This window comes from Saezia sanguinis, assembly GCF_003991585.1.
GTDB classification, from domain to species: Bacteria; Pseudomonadota; Gammaproteobacteria; order Burkholderiales; family Burkholderiaceae_C; genus Saezia; species Saezia sanguinis.
Genome location: NZ_PQSP01000122.1, coordinates 1 through 258, shown reverse-complemented (window position 1 = coordinate 258; position 258 = coordinate 1). Strand labels below are relative to the sequence as shown.

Here is a 258-nt window from a genome sequence, read left to right as displayed (position 1 = left end):
GCACTACCAAGGGTTCCGCGATGTAGATCCCGAGTGGGAGTGGGACAGTGGCCTGCTCGGACTGCGACGGGAACTGGAACGCCGGTTCGAGGACGCACTCCGCGCCGAAGTGCCCGGCGGGCACGATGTCGGCGCCGAACTGGATCGGCTGCTGACCGCGTCCACGGCGGGCGGTACACCGGCGTGGCTGCGCGACGAGGGCACCTGGGACCAGGTGCGCGAATACTTCGTCCAGCGCTCGATCTATCACCACAAGGA

At 67.4% G+C, this 258-nt stretch carries 1 protein-coding gene; it reads left to right on the top strand.

Translation table 11 applies throughout. The features are described 5' to 3' along the window. The coding region (locus CUZ56_RS15875; protein ID WP_204250959.1) for a hypothetical protein at positions 1-258 on the top strand (258 nt) is incomplete at both ends.